The organism is Mesorhizobium sp. P2_A12 (assembly GCF_056405075.1).
The window spans coordinates 67,336-82,186 of sequence record NZ_JBFUCU010000002.1 but is presented as its reverse complement, the minus strand read 5'-3'; the positions used below and the strand labels follow the sequence as shown (position 1 = coordinate 82,186).

The window sequence follows — 14,851 nt, the reverse complement described above, 5'->3', positions numbered from 1 at the left end:
GCGCCACCCACCGAAGTCTCGCTTAACCGCTAGAAGTAACGCTCGAGGTTCGAGCGAATGCGATCCAGGACGCGATGCCCAGAAAGGTCAGGACAGAATTCTCTGCCCGTGACTGCCTCGTAAGCCTGCGCATAGACCCGCGATGCCTGCTCGACGATCTCGTCGGGTATGTCAGGTATCGGTTGGCTGTAAGGATCGCATCGCTCGGAGACCCAGGACCGGATGAAATCCTTGTCGAAGCTCTCCGGCCGACTGCCGCTGGCGAGGGCTTCCTCATAGCTCCTGGCGATCCAGTATCGGCTGCTGTCCGGCGTGTGGATTTCGTCGGCAAGGATTATGGTCCCGCCCTTGTCGGTCCCGAATTCGTATTTCGTATCGGCGAGAATAAGGCCGCGTTCGGCGGCGCGCTGCTGGCCGCGGGCGAACAGCTCCAAGGCATAGCCCGACACGGTATCCCACTGCGCCTGCGTGAGAAGGCCCTGGTCAAGGATCTCGGCCTTGGACAACGGCTCGTCATGGCCACCGTGCAGAGCCTTGCTGGTCGGCGTGATGATCGGCTCGGCCAGTTTTTCATTGTCGCGCAGTCCGTCCGGCAGGGTCATTCCATACATGTCGCGATCACCGCGCCGGTACCTTGTCAGGATCGAGGTGCTGGTGGTTCCCGCCAGATAGCCACGCACGACGATTTCGACCGGCAGGATGTCCAGCCTTGTGCCGACGACGACGTTCGGGTCGGGATACTCGAGAACATGGTTCGGGCAGATATCGGCGGTTTCCTCGAACCAGTACCGCGCCGTCTGGGTGAGTATCTCCCCCTTGAACGGGATCGAGGTCAGGATGGTGTCGAAGGCACTGAGACGATCGGTGGCGATGATGATGCGCCTGCCGTCCGGCAGGTCGTAGTTTTCGCGGACCTTGCCGCTGTAATGGCCCGGCAATTCGGGAATGAAGGCATCAGACAGGGTGCGCATATGATTCCTGCCTTCCGCAGATTGGCCGATATCATCGCATAAGCTGTCGACCCCATGCATATCAAGCGCGATTGTCGGGATTCCCCGCAACTCGACCTGGCATCGCGGTCGCTTTTTTCACAACCGATGCCGGAAGGCGCGGCGACGCGGCGGACCCGCCGCGTCTAGGCTGTGGCCAGATTTCCGGAGCCGCCCACCAATCATGCAGACCTATGACTTCATCATCGTCGGCTCCGGCTCGGCCGGCTCGGTCCTGGCCGACAAACTGTCGGCCTCCGGACGCTTTTCCGTGCTGGTGCTGGAAGCCGGCGGCACGGACCGCCGCTTCTACGTGCAGATGCCGCTCGGCTACGGCAAGACTTTCTTCGATCCGGCGGTGAACTGGAACTACAAGGCCGAGCCGGATCCAGGCCTCGCCGGCAATGCCGACCACTGGCCGCGCGGCAAGCTGCTTGGCGGCTCGAGCTCGATCAATGCCATGGTCTGGATCCGGGGCGCGCGCGAGGATTTCGACGCCTGGGCAGCCGCCGGCAACCCAGGCTGGGGCTATGACGATATCTTGCCGGCCTTCAAGGCGCTGGAGGACAATCAGGCCGGCGCCGACGCATGGCGCGGTGTCGGCGGCCCGCTGCATATCACCGACTGTTCGGACGCCGTCCACCCACTGACCAAGCGCTATCTCGCCGCCGGCCAGCAGGCCGGCCTGCCGCTCAACCCCGATTTCAACGGTGCTGCCCAGGAAGGCGTCGGCGTCTACCAGATCTCGACCAGGAACGGCCGCCGCATGTCGGCGGCGCGCGCCTTCCTGCGCCCGGCGATGAAGCGCGCCAACGTCCGCGTCGAGATGAACGCGCTGGCGACCCGGGTGCTGTTCGAAGGCAAGCGCGCCGTCGGCGTCGAATATCTGCAGAACGGCGAGACCAAGACGGCGCGTGCCGGGCGTGAGGTCATCCTGTCGGGCGGTTCGGTCAACTCGCCGCAATTGCTGCAGCTGTCCGGCGTCGGCCCCTCGGCGCTGCTCAAGGGGCTTGGCATCGCCGTCGTCCATGCCAACGGGAATGTCGGCGCGCATCTGCAGGACCATGTCGGCATCAACTACACCTTCAAGGGCAGGCTGCCGACGCTCAACCAGACGCTGCGTCCGTGGTGGGGCAAGCTCCTGGTCGGCATGCAATACATCCTGACGCGCTCCGGCCCGCTGTCGCTGTCGATGAACAATGCCGGAGGGTTCTTCCGCACCGACCCGGCGGCGACCCGCCCCAACATGCAGCTCTATTTCCAGGCCTTCTCGACCGTCATCCCGAAAAGCGGCGAGCGCCCCATCCTGACGCCCGACCCGTGGCCCGGCTTCTCCATCGGCCTGTCCAATTGCCGCCCGTCGAGCCGCGGCGAGATCATGATCCGTTCCAGCAATCCGCGCGACTATCCCCGGATTTCAGCCAATGCCTATTCGACCGAGGCCGACGTCGCCGAGATGCTCGACGCGGTGAAGTTCGTGCGCAAGATCGCCTCGATGCCGGCAATGGCCGAGATCATCAAGGAAGAGGTCCTGCCGGGCCCGTCGATCACATCCGACGCCGATCTGATCCAGGATTTCCGGAAGCGCTCGGGCACCGTCTATCATCCGGTGTCGACCTGCCGCATGGGCCCCGATCCCTCGCGCGCCGTCGTCGATCCGCGCCTCAAGGTGCACGGCATCGAGGGCTTGCGTGTCATCGACGCTTCGATCTTTCCCGACAACATCACCGGCAACACCAACGCCGCCTCGATCATGACCGGTTGGAAGGGCGCCGAACTGGTTCTGGAGGACCAAAAATGAAAATCACCGACGTCAAGACCTGGGTTGTCGGCAACCCGCCGCCCGGCATCGGCGGCAAGTATTTCATCTTCGTCAAGCTAACCACCGATGGCGGTGTCGTCGGCTATGGCGAGGCCTACAACGCCACCTTCTCCGCCCATGTCACGGCGAAGATGGTCGAGGACATGGCCGAGCGCTATTTGATCGGCCGCGATCCGCACGACATCGAGAATTTCTTCCGCCGCGCCTATTCGTCCGGCTTCACCCAGCGCCCGGACGTGTCTGGCATGGGCTGCTTCTCGGCGCTGGAAATGGCCTGCTGGGACATCATCGGCAAGGAGGCCAACAAGCCGGTCTACAAACTGCTCGGCGGCCAGGTGCACGAGACGCTGCGCTCCTACACCTACCTCTACCCGCACACCGGCAGCGTCCACTCCGAGGATGCGCGCGGCAAGAACGTCTACAACGACCCCGATCTCGCCGCCGCCTGCGCACTCGAATATGTCGAGCAGGGTTTCAATGCGGTCAAGCTCGATCCGGCCGGCCCTTATACCGCCTTCGATGGCCATCAGCCGCGGCTTGTTGACATCGATCTCTCCGCCCGCATGATCAAGGCGATCCGCGAGGCGGTCGGTACCCGCGCCGACATCCTGTTCGGCACCCACGGCCAGTTCACCGCCTCCGGCGCGCTGCGCATGGCCCGCGCCATCGAACCCTATGATCCGCTATGGTTCGAGGAACCGGTGCCGCCCGACATGCCCGAAGTGATGGCGCAGGTGGCGCGAGGCACGTCGATCCCGATCGCCACCGGCGAGCGGCTGACGACCAAGTTCGAATTCGCCCGGGTCATCGAGAACCGAGCCGCGACCATCCTGCAGCCAGACCTTGGCCGCTCGGGCGGCATCCTCGAAACCAAGAAGATCGCCGCCATGGCCGAGGCCTACCACATCCAGGTCGCCCCTCACTGCTATTGCGGGCCGATCGTCGGCGCCGCCAACATCCAGCTGGCGGTGACGCTGCCCAACTTCCTCATCCTGGAATCGCTGAAGCAGTGGGACGGGTTCCACGCCACGCTGCTTACGAAGAAGATCGAATGGCAGGACGGCACTGTCATCCCGTCGAAGGAGCCCGGCCTCGGCGTCGAGCTCAACGAATCGGTCTGCGATGCGCATCCCTACACCGGCAAGGAACTGCATCTGCAGATGATGCAGACGCCGCTGATGCCGTGAGCGAAAGCTACGCCTTCATCGGCCTTGGCCATCTCGGCGGCAATCTTGCCGCCAGCCTGATCCGCAACGGCTTTGCGGTCACCGTCTTCGACCGCGACCCCATCGCCGTCGAGCGCCTCGTTGCGCTCGGCGCGACCGCTGCCGACAGTCCCGCCGAAGCCGCCGCTAAAGCCGGCAACGCCATCACGTGCCTGCCCTCGCCCAAAGTCAGCGAAGCGGTGCTGGCCGGCCTTGATGGACTGCTTGAGGGCCTGCCCGAAGGCGGCACCTGGATCGAGATGTCGACCAACGGGCGCGACGAGATCGTGCGTCTGGCCGCCCTCGCTTCGGCCAAGGGCATCGAAACGTTGGAATGCCCCGTCACCGGTGGCGTGCATCTGGCGGCTGTCGGAAAAGTTACCGCACTGGTCGGTGGCGATGCAGCACTTTATGCGCGCCATCGCCCGGCAATCGAAGCGATGTGCGCGAAGTCGTTCCTGATGGGTCCGGTGGGCTCGGCGGCGGTGATCAAGGTGATCACCAACATGCTCGCCTTCATCCATCTCGTCGCCGCCGGCGAGGCCTTGATGCTGGCCAGGCAAGGCGGGCTCGACCTCGGCCAATCCTACCACGCCATCGTTGCCTCCTCCGGCAACAGCTTCGTCCATGAGACCGAAAGCCAGCTCATTCTCAACGGCTCCTACGACATCGGCTTCACCATGGACCTGGCGCTGAAGGATCTCGGCTTCGCGCTCGCCATGGGCGAACAGTCTGGCGTGCCGCTCGAGCTGGCATCGCGCGTCAACGCGATTTTTGAGCAAGGCAAGGAAGCCTATGGCGGCGCCGCGTGGTCGACCCAGATCGTCAAATTGCTGGAAGATGCCGTTGGCACTGACCTGCGCGCTCCCGGTTTTCCAGCCAAACTCGAAGTCTGACCACAGGAAAGAAATCAAGCGATTTCAGTTGGTTGGGATCCGTCTCCGGATTCACCTGAATCGATCTGTTAACGACTTGATTCAATATCTGAGCGTCAGCGCGCCAGGCAGGATCTCGAAGGTCGCCGGTATACGTCCTGGCGACTCGCCATCTATGTCGACCAGCGCGCCGTTCTTCTCGACATCGCCGAGCGGCTCGACCACCACTTTCCGGCCGCGCAGGATGGTGATCGCCGGATGGTTGCGGTGCCGACCGCCATAGAGCAGCCGGATGTCCCAGATTAACTTCAGCTTGCCGGAGGCGCGTAGAATCACGATGTCGAACTGCCCGTCGGCCAGTTCCGCATCCGGCGCGATCATCATGCCACCGCCGAAGAACTTGCCGTTGGCGACCGCCACCAGCGCCATGCGCGCCTCGACCGGCGTGCCGTCGTCGACGGTGATCCTGACATGCTGGAAGCGGTAGCGGATGAACTCGACCACGGTGCGCCACAGGAACAGCGACTTCGCCGACATCTTGCCCTTGCGCTTGTCGGCATTGACGGCGCGGTCGGTGGCGCCCGACAGGCCTAGGCTGGCGATGTTGATGAAATGGCGGCTGGCCAGTGCCCCATGGTCGTCGATGTAGCAAATGCGTCCGGCATCGACTTTCCGAGGCTTGGCCTCCGCGAGCCGCTTCACCACCGCATCCACCTCTTTCGGCAGGCCGAGCCCGCGCGCGAAATCGATGCCGGTCCCGCACGGCAAGAGGCCAAGCTCGGTTGTCCTGCGGCCTTCCTTGGACGCCTGCAGCAGCCCGTCGGCCACCTCGCTGGCAGTGCCGTCACCGCCGGCCGCAATCACCAGGTCGAAACCGTTTGCCGCGAGATCGAGCGCCAGCCTTTCGGCATCACCTTCGGCCTGCGTCTCACGCAGCTCGAATTCGCCGAAATGCTTTTTCAGCGACGCGGCGACCTCCGGCCAATGCCGTTTCAACCGGCCGCCACCGGCAATCGGATTGAGGACCACCCCGACTTTCAAGCACACCCTCCCGCAAGGACATCAAGGCGCCCGGCGCCTCGAATCCTTTGCCGGCATTGAAACCCGCGCCCGCCGACAGGGCAAGGGCGAATGTCCACCGCTGCCGCCCGTCATGGCGGACCGGAAAATCCGCTGTCCTTGATTGATCCCCGATAATCCCGCTATCCACAGGCCTGCCGCAGTGTCGCCGACCACTTACCCGGCGTACATTGAACCCATCTCAGGCGGCTACCGATCGCCCAGCCGAAAGGCGAAGTGAAAGGCGGATTTCCTGAGGCCCGTACGGCCCTGAGCGAGAGCAGGCTTGCCTGTTGGAGGGACGGATGCCGAGACCTACGGGGCCGCGGAAAGCGTGCCAACGCCGACGGCGGACCGATGCTGCCATGAAGGACGGCAAAAACCTTCGATGGTGCGCAGGGCAAAGCCCGCAAGGGCGGAGACCGGCGTGGTCCCGAACGGGCGCTGCTCTCGGGTGGCGGGCTGGCAGGACCGTCAAAATCAAGGCCGGCATGGCGCGACGACTTTACGGAAGTTGCTGCCGCGACCGTGTCCTGATCTGACAGGGAGGCGCTGGGAGAGATCCCGGCGCCGACTGTTGTTTTTGGCTATCCCCTACAATTTTTACGCTGTTTCCGGATATGACTGCAACCGGCGCTGAAATCAGCTAACGTTCGGCGTCGTCGGAGTCCGTTTGATAACGCGCTCTGCAGAGGCGTATGGCGTGGGTTTCGAGAACCGAAGCGCAGCGGACATATGGGTCCGTGAGCATCGGAAGTGCAGAAAACCGCGTCAGGCGTCCGGCAGAGTTAGCGTTAGCGAATGGCTCCCTGAAGGGGGATACTTCATGACGTTGATCCAGAAGCTTGCCGTTGCCTATGCGTTCCTGTTCTTCGGCGTCGTCGCCATCGGCTACATACCGGCGTTCAACGATGCCAACGGCAATCTGTTCGGCCTGTTCTCGCTGCAATGGTACGACGACCTGCTGCACGCCTTCTCCGGCGTCTGGGCGCTGGCCGCCGCCTTCATCTCACACCGCCAGGCGGTGTTCTATTTCAAGCTGTTCGGCTCGGTCTATCTGTTCGACGGCGTGCTTGGCCTGATCACCGGTTCGGGCTGCCTCGATGCCGGCATCTTCATCAACGGCTTCCGCTCCCTCAACGATATCGAATTCCCGGCCCGCTTCTTCGCCAACCTGCCGCACATCGTCATTGGCGGCTTCGCCGTCTATGTCGGCTTCTGGCTGTCGAAGCGCATACACGACCACTTCGCCACGGCCTGATCCGGCCATGTTCATGTTTCGCTGGCTGAAGCGCATCATCAAGACGATCCTGTGGCTGATCGTCATCGTCGTCCTGATCCCGATCGTCGGGCTGAGCTATGGCTTCCTGACAACGTCGTCACTCGACAAGGCGCCGCTGCCCGGCATTGCCGACGGCGCGCCGCCCAAGGCGCTGGCCGGCAAGGTTCGCGCCGAAATCCCCGGCTATCAGCGGCCGGAGGAATCGACCTTCCTCACCTACCCGGAATGGGCGATCGTCTACGCCGCCCGCGAATATGCCGGCTTCGTCGACAAGAACCAGCCGAGCGGCTTTCCCTATTGGTCCTACGTCGGTCGCTTCTGGCAGGACTACGCCATGGTGATCCGCGCCAGCTCTGCCTACAATTTCAACTTCGCCAACCACCAGATGCTGGTCATCATCGGCACCAGCCACAGCATCGAACATATCCTGCAATGGGTCTATGAGAACACGGTCGGTCGCGTCACCGAGGCGACCGCTGCCAAGCGCACCGCCGCCGACATCTATCAGGCCAAGGTGGCTGCCGACTATGCCGCTTTCCTCGACCAGGTGCCTTGGTATCAATTTCCCTATGGCGAGAAGCGCGCCGGCCTGTTTGCCGTGCAGCCGGCGCCAGGCGACAGTTCCATCCGCACCAGCGAACGCAAGCTTGCCTTCGGCCTTGCCGACACCATCAAGCAGGCCTACGCCGACCTGATCAAGCAGGCACTCGCAGCCACATCCCCACCAGCCTTCCTCGACATCCATGTCTGGGCCAAAGGGCCGGTCGGAGAAGCGACGCGCAACGAGCCCGATACCTTGCTGGAGCGCGACTACGGCGCCGACGGCGCTGTCTTCGTCACCAAGCGCTACCAGGTCTTTACCGAGATGATTCCGCGCCTGATCGACAAGGGCGTCTCCTTCGTCGAAATCGGCGGCAATGACGAGATCATGGTCACCGTGCTTTCGACGGACTCCATCGCTGTGCCCGAAGTCATCCGCATCCTGTTCAGCTATCCGCTACCGGCTGACCCGTCGACGCGCCGCACCGGGCTGACCGTCGCCGTGCGCAAGCTGCATCTTGTGCTGCCGGCTCTGATCAAGTCAGGCGCCAGGCTTGAACATGTCTATGACTATTGAGACGATAGCCGGGCAATGCGCAGACTGATCCGCATCGTCGGCTGGCTTGCGCTCACGCTGGTCGTGCTCATTGTGGTCGTGCTTGTCGGCTTTCGCGGCGCGGCGGCGCTGCGAGAGAACCTGTCACCCGAGGAGGCAGCTCCGGCGGGAGCGCTGTTTGCCACCGTCGATGGCCTGAAGATCCACTACCAGGTTTGGGGACCGCAGGACGGGTCGCCGCTGCTGCTGTTCCACGGCACGGCCTCCTGGGCCGAGACCTACCGCGATATCGCCGCGCCATTGGGAGAACAGGGCTTTCGCGTCATAGCGCCCGACATGCCTCCCTTTGGCTATTCGCAAAGACCGGTCGACCAGGACTATTCGCGCGCTGCCCACGCAAAACGCGTCCTCGGTTTCGCCGACGCGCTCGGCCTCCGCCATTTCAGCGTCGGTGTCCATTCCTATGGCGGCGGTGGCGTGATCGAAGCCGCCTTCGAGGCTCCGGATCGCATCGACGCTCTGATCCTGCTCGACGTCGCACTTGGCCTCGGCCGGACCGAGGCGCCGACAATGCCATTTGCCGCTGTCCTGAACCTGCGATGGCCTCGCGAACTGCTCACTGCCTCGACCTTCACCAACCCGCTCATGGTCGGACCGGGTCTGCGCTCGTTCATTGAGAACGACGACGTGGTCACGGCTGAACGCATCGCGATCTACGCGCGACCCCTCAATGTCGAAGGCACCACCGATGCGGTCGGCCATTGGCTGTTCAGCGGCCTGTTCAACGACGAACGAAAATCGCTTGCCGCCAACCCCGCGAACTATCGCACCTTTGCGCCGCCCGTCCTCGTCATCTGGGGGCGAGACGATACGACCACGCCCCTGGCACAGGGTGAAGAGATTGCCGCGTTGTTTCCGCACGCCGAACTGGCGGTTCTCGATGGCGTCAACCACATCCCGCAGGTCGAACGCCCGCACGACGTGGTGCCGCTGATCGCGAATTTCCTCAAACGAATCTTGCCGGCCACTCGATAGATCGACGGTTCGGCGCTCCGCCACGCTCATTCCACAATCGCGGCCAAATCCCGCCTTGTTCGCGGGCGATGGATTGTTGCACGTCGTCCAAAAGCGGAAACCGGGTTTGGGACCGCTACATGCACCGAAATGGGCTGCCGGGGGGCATCTCGAAGGGACAAGACCGTGATCAAGACCGCCCTTGTCGCCATGACCATTGTCGGCTGCGACTGCGACGCCAGGCTTTGCGAATATATCGGCGAGACGCCGGCCAAGTGGTCGACGATCGCCGAATGCGAAGCGGCGATGAAGAGCCAGATGCTGCACGAGCGCAATTTCAACTATCCGCTCATCTCCGGCATCTGCCGCGCCAAGGGTTCGTCGTCCTCCTCGCAACTGGCCGCGACCGCGTCGCGCCCGGAGCTGAAGCCCGCCAGCAGGGTCGTTGAAACCAAAAGCCCGCTTCCGCCGGAATTGAGCCGCCGACCGAGCGTCCCGGTCGGGTCGCCGACGACGGCCGTGGAAGCGGAGGCCGCCCGGCCAGTCGCCTATGAACAAGTGGTCGATGGCGGAACCGGCGTGCTCTACCGCACGAAGAATGGCTACGCCGTGGTCAAGACCGATCTTGGTCGCGCTGCCTCGGCGACCGCCGACATGGCGAAACGGTCGGCGAACTGGCTGGCCGGACTGGTGCCGAAGGGGCTGTAGAGCAATTCCAGGGCAAGTGTGAAGCGGTCTTCCCGGGAAAGCGCGTAGCGCTTTCCATTAGGGAATTGCGTCGAAACAACGCCCTTACAGCTTGACCTTCAGGCTCTGCCAGAACTTGTCGATCAGCGGCTTTTCGGTGGCCGCATCCTCGCGGGCAACGCGGGTGATGAACAGCAGCCCCTGATCGGCGTGGCCGAAGCCGACGATCTCGAAATCGGCGGTGTCGGTGCGTGTCTTCACCTTGGCGAGAATGCCGGTCAGTTCCTTGCCGTCGGCGAGCTTGCGCGTCGTCGGCTCCTGCGTCAGCGTCGCACCGGCCTGCACCGATTCCTTGGTCATCTCCTGCAGCATCAGCTGGTTGAGCGACACCGGATTCATCTTGCCGTATTCCTGTACGACGACGATCGTGCCCAGCGCCGACGCCATCAGATACTGCGTGATGTTCTCGCCGAGATCGGTCTTGGTCACCGAGATGTCGCTCGGATGGACGAAGGAGAAACTGCCGCCGGAAAAGGTGGCGAAGTCGTTGCGCTCGAGCGTCACCTTGCTCTGTTTGCCGCCGGGCAGCGTCACGTTTGTGCTCTCGCCCGGATCGATGTCGACCGTCACGCCGTCGATCGTCAGCTTGAAAGCCTTGAGATCCTCGGCTTGGACCGGTCCAGCGCACAGCGCGATGAGGGTGAGTGCCGCCGCTGATACCATCCGCATTGGTTGTTCTCCTGACTATTGCATGTCGCCCAAAAGTGGCCCCGGTTTTGGGGCAACGACATGCAATCAACAAATGAGTAAAGCGCGTCGCCTGATTCCGTGTCGATTCGACGCGCTCTACACCATCCCGCTCAGCGCCTTGATGGCACGGTAGAAGGTCGAGGAAAACAGTTCCGTCGGGTCATATTGCCGCTTCGCCGCCAGGAAGGCCGGCAATTCTGGATAGGACGCCAGCAATTCCCTGGCCGTGTAGTGCAGCTGGTAGGGCAGGAAGAACCGCCCGCCATGCTTGATCGTCACGTCGATCAGCGCCCGTGTCAGCGCCCGCATTTTCGCATTGCCGTCGCCATCGGTCGGCTGGTTGATGTAGAGCACCAGGGAATAGGCTGGCTCCGGCGCGTAGGTCAGCGCGATATCCTCCTTGTGGACGATGCGCACCGAGGCGTTGAGCACCGGCAGCTTCTGGTTGCGCAGGATTTCGCGCGCTTCGGCGATGAACTCGATATAGGCGGCGCGCGGAATAAAGTATTCGTGCAGGATGTCGGTCTCATCCATCAGGTCGTTGAACAGATAGGGCACCGAATCGTGCATCGGGTTGTTGCGGGTGACGAGACAGGCCTCGCCTTCGGCCATGGCTGAGGTGCGCGCCACCGTGCAGCTTTCGAATTTCGGTTCCAGCGTCTTTTCGGTGAACCACTTCAGCTCCTGGAACAGGCTGCCCCATTTCGCCAGATTGATGAGCACCCGCTTCAGCCCCACCGAACCCGGCTCGCCAATCTCTGGCTGGTCGGCCGGCGGCTGGTCGGCCACCTTGTCATAGCGATAGACGATCATGTCCTCGAGGAAATTGCCCGGCGCCGTCGACAGATGGCCGTAGAACAGGCCGATCTCCTTGTTCGGTTCCAGCACGTCGGCGAAGAATTTCGGGAAATCGTCCGATTTGATGATCTCGCGCGAGGTGCGGTAGACCGTGTTGTCGACGATATCGAGCGTCGCCTCCAGCACCACGCCGAACAGGCCGTAGCCGCCGACGACGTGGCGGAACAGTTCGATGTTTTCGGTCGGCGAGCAGGCGGTCACCGAACCATCGGCCAGCATCACCCGCATCGAGCGGATCGAGCCGGCAACCGAACCCGCCTGGTGGTCCATGCCATGCGCATTGACCGACAGCGAGCCGCCGACCGAGAAGATGTCGGTCGACTGCATCGCCTTCACCGCGAAGCGCGGATGCAAAAGGTTCTGGATATCGTGCCAGCGCGCGCCCGGCTGCAGGGTCATGGTCTTGGCCGCGGCATCGACGGTGACCTTGTTGAACTTTCTGAGATCGAGCACCAGCGCGTTGTCGTCGAAGGCGTGCCCGCCCATCGAGTGGCGGATGGCCGCCAGCGAGATTTTCAGCCCGTTGGCGCGCGCGAAGGCCAGCGCCTTTGCGATGTGGTCTTCCTCGCTGACCTCGACCACGCCATAGACCGGCGTCTTCGACAGGCCGCTGGCATCGTTGATGTCGCCGCCTTTTGCCGACCAGGGCAGCGAAGGATCGAAGGCCGGCGGGCTGGCAATCGGCTTCAGCGGCAGTGCGATGCCGTCGACATCGGCGATCCGTCCGGCGTTCTTCGGTCCCGAAGGTCCTCGCGCCAGCCGCGCCACCGTGGTGCCGCCCCACAGCACCGCGCCGCCGAAGACAGCCACACCCAGCAGCAATCGCCGCGACAGGCGAAACCCTTGTTGTTCCTCGGCCATGGATATCCCCCCGTTGGCCAAGGGATAGCGCGGCGCTTTGGCAAAAACCATAGCAGTACATGGCGGAGCCGTGGCTTTGTTACGGCATCAAGAGTTGCGCTGCCCCTCATCCGCCTGCCTGGCGATGAGGGACAGCGCCCTACCCATCAGAGATTGGACTTACGAAGACTTCTTGATCGACGTCACCATGCCGGTCTTGTCATCGACCGTCACCGCCACCTTGGCGCCGACCTTCAGTTTGCCGACCGCCGCGTCCGGCGACAGCTGGTAGATCTTGCCGTCGTCGAGGGTGATCGACTTGGTCGTCGGATCGACCGACTGGATGGTGCCCTGAACGGTCGCGGCATAGGCCGTGCCGAGGAAGGCGAGCAGGGCGGCGGTGGTTGCGAGGGTCTTCTTCATCGGTAAGCACTCCGTGCTGTTTCGGTTTTCCGGGGCTGCCGTCTTAAGCAACGACAGCACCGAACGGCCTGAAACTGAAACGGAAAGCTCCTCCTCCGCAAATCACGTTGGGTGAATTTTCGCAAACAATATCATAGGCTTAATTCCGACACATTGCCTGCCGTCGATGCAGCTTCTGGCCGCTTCGTCTCCCTCCGACAAGTGCACTTCTTTCCACGAAAAGAGTCACTTGGCTGATTGTGGCGGGAAGCTTTCGATCACCACGCGGCAGCCGCAATCCACCTCGGGCGGCATCACGAAACAGACTGCTGACCGGTCATCGGTACAAATTTTGTTTCAAGGATCAGTTCGACCGCCTCCTAAAGCGGATGAAACTCGCGCTCCGGTTGCAATCCGGGAATGGATGCAGGATGGTGTCGACCGTCGCGATGAAGGGGGCCTTCCATGAAGCTTGCAGTCCGGACCATGATATCCCTGATGCTGGCGTTTGCTCCGGGATTGGCCGGCGCACAAGGAATAGATCCGGACGACGACAAGACGGTTATCTTTACTCCCGGCGATCCCGAAATGGCGGCAGCGACTGCGAAGGCACTCGCCAGCCTGGATGAATTCCTGGCTTTGTCCGAGGCTCCTCCCTCCGGCACAGATCGGTTCAAATTGAAGGTCAAGGTGCGGGACGGGAATGTCACCGAACACTTCTGGGTCATACCGTTCCGCCGCACCGAGACCGGTTTTGTCGGCATATTGGCGAACCAGCCCGAAGAGGTGCAGAGCGTCGTCCTCGGCCAGAACATAGAATTCACCAGGGACGATATTTCCGATTGGGGATACACGCGCGGCGGGCGCCAGGTCGGCAGCTTCACTGTCTGTGTGATGTTCAAGAAAATGTCGAAAGAAGAAGCGGATTACATGCGCGACAAGTACGGCTTCGACTGCTGACAGCGGTCAACCGATCTCGTCCTTCGCGCCGATCTTGCGCACCAGCGCTGCGGTCGCCAGCATGGCGCCCATGTCCGCGATCATCGGCGCGACATGCCTGGTGTAGTCGAGCGGCACCGAGATATCTGGCAGTTCGAAGAAATTCTTCGTCTGCGGCAGCAGCAGGAAACCGTCGCTGCCGTTGAGCGCGACGCGGGCCGGATCGTCTGGCCAGGTTTCGCCCAGCCATTTCAGCGCCTGCGCCAGCCGGCCGGTTACCAACGGCCGTGCAGCCTCGATGTTGTCGGTGCGGAATTCATAAGCGGCGTCGAGTTCGGGCACACCGGACGACAAGTCCTGCATCTTGCTGGCGAACATGCCGCGGAAGAAGACGACGACCGCATTGGTCCGACGCGTCGCCACCAATACCCCCGGGAACGGCTCGATCGCTTCGAAAGCGACGATGACACCCTTGAAGACTGTCGATGAATCCTTGCCCGACCCTACTCGCAGTTCTGCTTCGTAAAGCTCGAACGGAAACTCTTCGTAGCGGCCCGAAACGACATCGTCGAACGACTGCTTGTTGAAGGCGCCGACCGCCTCGCGTGGCAGCCGGTCGAAAGAGTTCGGCCTCCCTCCATGCTGGTAACGCATATCCGCAATGGAGCCGAAGATGATTGGCAGCAGCGTCTCGCGGAACGATTGCTGCAGCCGCGTCGCCGGTTTCATGGCCTGGAAGTAGAGCACGCTCGAAGCCACCAAGCCGATGCCATAGAGAAACACATGTGGTGTCGAGAACCATTGCTCGTTGGGGTCGGCGACCTTGTTGAACAGCCAAGCGACCAGCACCACGAACACCAGCACCAGACCGACGAACAGCGGCACCCGCCAGCGCACCTGCCGAACCGCCGAAGCCCTCGCCGCCTCATAGGTCTCGATGTCTTTCCGGATGCCGGCCGTGACCGCCTCGCTCGGCATGAAATCCGCTGTTTCCATCGCCACCCCCGCAAGCCTGCCTCTGCTGGCGCATGAT

The 14,851-nt window shown here is 62.7% G+C and carries 14 protein-coding genes; 8 read left to right on the top strand and 6 right to left on the bottom strand.

What is annotated here, in order from left to right; translation table 11 throughout:
- Positions 1–29: 29 nt before the first annotated feature.
- Positions 30–971, bottom strand: coding sequence for a phosphoribosylaminoimidazolesuccinocarboxamide synthase (locus AC1DZU_RS05190; protein WP_477282388.1), 942 nt, complete (start codon positions 969–971; stop codon positions 30–32).
- 202 nt (positions 972–1,173) lie between these two features.
- Between AC1DZU_RS05190 and AC1DZU_RS05185 the strand changes: the two genes are divergently transcribed.
- Genes AC1DZU_RS05185 through AC1DZU_RS05175 form a run of 3 tightly spaced genes read left to right on the top strand, consistent with a single transcriptional unit; the run spans position 1,174 to position 4,912 of the window.
- Positions 1,174–2,790, top strand: coding sequence for a GMC family oxidoreductase (locus AC1DZU_RS05185; RefSeq protein ID WP_477282386.1), 1,617 nt, complete (start codon positions 1,174–1,176; stop codon positions 2,788–2,790).
- Entirely contained in the window at positions 2,787–3,998 is a 1,212-nt protein-coding gene (locus AC1DZU_RS05180; RefSeq protein WP_477282384.1) for a mandelate racemase/muconate lactonizing enzyme family protein, read from the top strand. Before AC1DZU_RS05185 ends, AC1DZU_RS05180 begins: the two co-directional genes overlap by 4 nt.
- Positions 3,995–4,912: an NAD(P)-dependent oxidoreductase gene (locus AC1DZU_RS05175; protein ID WP_477282382.1), complete on the top strand. Its 918-nt coding sequence runs from the start codon at positions 3,995–3,997 to the stop codon at positions 4,910–4,912. The genes AC1DZU_RS05180 and AC1DZU_RS05175 overlap by 4 nt, the downstream gene beginning before the upstream one ends.
- Positions 4,913–4,993: 81 nt before the next feature.
- Here the strand turns inward: AC1DZU_RS05175 and AC1DZU_RS05170 are convergent, their stop codons facing one another.
- Positions 4,994–5,932, bottom strand: coding sequence for a diacylglycerol/lipid kinase family protein (locus tag AC1DZU_RS05170; protein WP_477282380.1), 939 nt, complete (start codon positions 5,930–5,932; stop codon positions 4,994–4,996).
- A gap of 844 nt (positions 5,933–6,776) precedes the next feature.
- Between AC1DZU_RS05170 and AC1DZU_RS05165 the strand changes: the two genes are divergently transcribed.
- From AC1DZU_RS05165 to AC1DZU_RS05150, 4 genes are all read left to right on the top strand, one after another.
- On the top strand, positions 6,777–7,211 hold the full coding sequence (locus AC1DZU_RS05165; RefSeq protein WP_095090901.1) for a DUF4383 domain-containing protein: 435 nt from the start codon (positions 6,777–6,779) through the stop codon (positions 7,209–7,211).
- Positions 7,212–7,218: 7 nt separating this feature from the next.
- Positions 7,219–8,349, top strand: coding sequence for a hypothetical protein (locus tag AC1DZU_RS05160; protein ID WP_477282378.1), 1,131 nt, complete (start codon positions 7,219–7,221; stop codon positions 8,347–8,349).
- A gap of 15 nt (positions 8,350–8,364) precedes the next feature.
- Complete coding sequence (locus AC1DZU_RS05155; RefSeq protein WP_477282376.1) at positions 8,365–9,363, top strand: alpha/beta fold hydrolase; 999 nt, start codon at positions 8,365–8,367, stop codon at positions 9,361–9,363.
- Positions 9,364–9,528: 165 nt separating this feature from the next.
- Positions 9,529–10,050: a hypothetical protein gene (locus AC1DZU_RS05150; protein WP_477282374.1), complete on the top strand. Its 522-nt coding sequence runs from the start codon at positions 9,529–9,531 to the stop codon at positions 10,048–10,050.
- 84 nt (positions 10,051–10,134) lie between these two features.
- On the opposite strand, the gene AC1DZU_RS05145 is transcribed toward AC1DZU_RS05150, so the two are convergent.
- From AC1DZU_RS05145 to AC1DZU_RS05135, 3 genes are all read right to left on the bottom strand, one after another.
- A complete protein-coding gene (locus AC1DZU_RS05145; protein WP_477282372.1) occupies positions 10,135–10,758 on the bottom strand; it encodes a hypothetical protein in 624 nt (207 codons plus the stop codon).
- A gap of 117 nt (positions 10,759–10,875) precedes the next feature.
- Positions 10,876–12,498: an FAD-binding oxidoreductase gene (locus AC1DZU_RS05140; protein WP_477282370.1), complete on the bottom strand. Its 1,623-nt coding sequence runs from the start codon at positions 12,496–12,498 to the stop codon at positions 10,876–10,878.
- A 159-nt stretch (positions 12,499–12,657) separates the two neighbouring features.
- The gene (locus AC1DZU_RS05135; RefSeq protein ID WP_477282368.1) at positions 12,658–12,900 is read right to left on the bottom strand and encodes a DUF1344 domain-containing protein; all 243 of its coding nucleotides are present in this window, start codon (positions 12,898–12,900) and stop codon (positions 12,658–12,660) included.
- Positions 12,901–13,344: 444 nt separating this feature from the next.
- On the opposite strand from AC1DZU_RS05135, the gene AC1DZU_RS05130 reads away from it, so the two are divergent.
- Complete coding sequence (locus tag AC1DZU_RS05130) at positions 13,345–13,839, top strand: YegJ family protein (RefSeq protein WP_477282366.1); 495 nt, start codon at positions 13,345–13,347, stop codon at positions 13,837–13,839.
- 6 nt (positions 13,840–13,845) lie between these two features.
- On the opposite strand, the gene AC1DZU_RS05125 is transcribed toward AC1DZU_RS05130, so the two are convergent.
- The gene (locus AC1DZU_RS05125) at positions 13,846–14,814 is read right to left on the bottom strand and encodes a hypothetical protein (RefSeq protein WP_477282364.1); all 969 of its coding nucleotides are present in this window, start codon (positions 14,812–14,814) and stop codon (positions 13,846–13,848) included.
- Between the last annotated feature and the right edge of the window lie 37 nt (positions 14,815–14,851).